The organism is Nocardia sp. NPDC006982 (assembly GCF_042869435.1).
Lineage (GTDB): Bacteria > Actinomycetota > Actinomycetes > Mycobacteriales > Mycobacteriaceae > Nocardia.
The window spans coordinates 1-3,416 of the sequence record NZ_JBIAFV010000061.1; the positions used below are offsets into that span (position 1 = coordinate 1).

The 3,416-nt window shown below is 55.3% G+C and carries 2 rRNA genes; both read right to left on the reverse strand.

Features of this window, described 5'->3' with window-relative positions:
• Positions 1-4 precede the first annotated feature (4 nt).
• Positions 5-121, reverse strand: a 5S ribosomal RNA gene (gene rrf, locus ACFYOW_RS49240).
• A gap of 116 nt (positions 122-237) precedes the next feature.
• A 23S ribosomal RNA gene (locus ACFYOW_RS49245) occupies positions 238-3,368 on the reverse strand.
• Positions 3,369-3,416 lie beyond the last annotated feature (48 nt).

Consider the following 3,416-nt stretch of genomic DNA (forward strand, 5'->3'; position numbering starts at 1 on the left):
GATGTTCCGGCGGTGTCCTACTCTCCCACACCCTGTCGAGTGCAGTACCATCGGCGCTGGTGGCCTTAGCTTCCGGGTTCGGAATGGGACCGGGCGTTTCCCCACCGCTATAGCCGCCGTAACTCTATGAAACTATCCACACACACGCGACAACCTTCAGGACCATGATCCTGTCGTTGTCTGCTGCAGTGTCTGTGTGTTGTTTCAGATACCGCACAGTGGACGCGTAGCTTCTTCGTTGGTAAGTCCTCGGCCTATTAGTACCAGTCACCTACACCCGTTACCGGGCTTCCAGTTCTGGCCTATCAACCCCATGGTCTGTAGGGGGCCTTAACCACTCGAGGTGGTGAGAAACCTCATCTTGGAACAGGCTTCCCGCTTAGATGCTTTCAGCGGTTATCCCTTCCGAACGTAGCTAACCAGCAGTGCCCTTGGCAGGACAACTGGCACACCAGAGGTTCGTCCGTCCCGGTCCTCTCGTACTAGGGACAGCCTTCCTCAAGTTTCTGACGCGCGCGGCGGATAGAGACCGAACTGTCTCACGACGTTCTAAACCCAGCTCGCGTGCCGCTTTAATGGGCGAACAGCCCAACCCTTGGGACCTACTCCAGCCCCAGGATGCGACGAGCCGACATCGAGGTGCCAAACCATCCCGTCGATATGGACTCTTGGGGAAGATCAGCCTGTTATCCCCGGGGTACCTTTTATCCGTTGAGCGACACCGCTTCCACTTGCCGGTGCCGGATCACTAGTCCCGACTTTCGTCCCTGCTCGAGCTGTCACTCTCACAGTCAAGCTCCCTTGTGCACTTGCACTCGACACCTGATTGCCAACCAGGCTGAGGGAACCTTTGGGCGCCTCCGTTACATTTTAGGAGGCAACCGCCCCAGTTAAACTACCCACCAGGCACTGTCCCTGAACCAGATCATGGCCCGAGGTTAGAGGTCCAATACGATCAGAGTGGTATTTCAACGACGACTCCACAAACACTGGCGTGCCCGCTTCACAGTCTCCCACCTATCCTACACAAACCGTACCGAACACCAATACCAAGCTATAGTGAAGGTCCCGGGGTCTTTTCGTCCTGCCGCGCGTAACGAGCATCTTTACTCGTAATGCAATTTCGCCGAGTCTGTGGTTGAGACAGCAGAGAAGTCGTTACGCCATTCGTGCAGGTCGGAACTTACCCGACAAGGAATTTCGCTACCTTAGGATGGTTATAGTTACCACCGCCGTTTACCGGGGCTTAAATTCTCAGCTTCGCCATTACTGGCTAACCGGTCCTCTTAACCTTCCGGCACCGGGCAGGCGTCAGTCCGTATACATCGTCTTACGACTTCGCACGGACCTGTGTTTTTAGTAAACAGTCGCTTCTCTCTGGTCTCTGCGACCACCCCCAGCTCAGGCTGCAAAAGCCGTCACCAGACATGGTCCCCCTTCTCCCGAAGTTACGGGGGCATTTTGCCGAGTTCCTTAACCACAGTTCTCTCGATCGCCTCAGTATTCTCTACCTGACCACCTGTGTCGGTTTGGGGTACGGGCCGTGTACCAACTCACTAGAGGCTTTTCTCGGCAGCATAGGATCACTGAATTCACCTCAATCGGCTACGCATCACCTCTCAGGCACATGTTGTGCGGATTTGCCTACACAACGCCCTACAGGCTTACACCAGTACAACCACTGACTGGCCCAGCTACCTTCCTGCGTCACCCCATCGCTTGACTACTACAGCAGGGGTCGTATGCAGCCACTTCCAGCTCCCCGAAGGGAGTCCATCCGCTTTTGGATACTTAGCACCACTGATTCGCCATTGGGCGCGGATACACGGGTACGGGAATATCAACCCGTTGTCCATCGACTACGCCTGTCGGCCTCGCCTTAGGTCCCGACTCACCCTGGGCGGATTAACCTGGCCCAGGAACCCTTGGTCATTCGGCGGACGAGTTTCTCACTCGTCTTTCGCTACTCATGCCTGCATTCTCACTCCCACAGCCTCCACAACTAGCTCACGCTGCTGCTTCCATGGCTGTAGGACGCTCCCCTACCCATCCACACCACTGCACCACAAACCGTAATCTGCGGCGGATGTATTGTGTGAATGCCGCGGCTTCGGCGGTGTACTTGAGCCCCGCTACATTGTCGGCGCAGAATCACTTGACCAGTGAGCTATTACGCACTCTTTCAAGGGTGGCTGCTTCTAAGCCAACCTCCTGGTTGTCTTCGCGACTCCACATCCTTTTCCACTTAGTACACGCTTAGGGGCCTTAGCCGGCGATCTGGGCTGTTTCCCTCTCGACTACGAAGCTTATCCCCCGCAGTCTCACTGCCACGCTCTCACACACCGGCATTCGGAGTTTGGCTGATTTCGGTAAGCTTGTAGGCCCCCTAGACCATCCAGTAGCTCTACCTCCGGCGTGAAACACGTGACGCTGCACCTAAATGCATTTCGGGGAGAACCAGCTATCACGGAGTTTGATTGGCCTTTCACCCCTACCCACAGCTCATCCCCTCAGTTTTCAACCTAAGTGGGTTCGGGCCTCCACGACGTCTTACCGTCGCTTCACCCTGGCCATGGGTAGATCACTCCGCTTCGGGTCTAGAACACGCGACTCAAAACGCCCTATTCGGACTCGCTTTCGCTACGGCTACCCCACACGGGTTAACCTCGCCACATGCCACTAACTCGCAGGCTCATTCTTCAAAAGGCACGCCATCACCCACAGTGACAAGTCACTCGCAGGCCCTGACGGATTGTAAGCGCACGGTTTCAGGTACTATTTCACTCCCCTCCCGGGGTACTTTTCACCTTTCCCTCACGGTACTAGTCCGCTATCGGTCACCAGGGAGTATTCAGGCTTACCGGGTGGTCCCGGCAGATTCACAGCAGATTTCACGGGCCCGCTGCTACTCGGGAGACATCCACAACAGCCGTTGAGTTTTCGCTTACCGGACTATCACCGTCTATGGCAGGCCGTTCCAGACCACTTCAACTAACACAACGGTTTATGACTGTTGCTCAGCTCGGCAGAACTGAGAAGAATGATCCCACTACCCCAGATGGACAACAACTGCCGTCTATCACATCCAACTGGTTTAGCCTCATCCGCTTTCGCTCGCCACTACTCACGGAATCACTATTGTTTTCTCTTCCTGTGGGTACTGAGATGTTTCACTTCCCCACGTTCCCTCCACACACCCTATATATTCAGATGCGGGTAACACGACATCACTCGTGCTGGGTTTCCCCATTCGGAAATCCTCGGATCTCAGCTCGGTTGACAGCTCCCCGAGGCTTATCGCAGCCTCCTACGTCCTTCATCGGCTCCTGGTGCCAAGGCATCCACCGTACGCTCTTAAACACTTACAAACAAAGATGCTCGCGTCCACTGTGCAGTTCTCAAACAACACACCCACT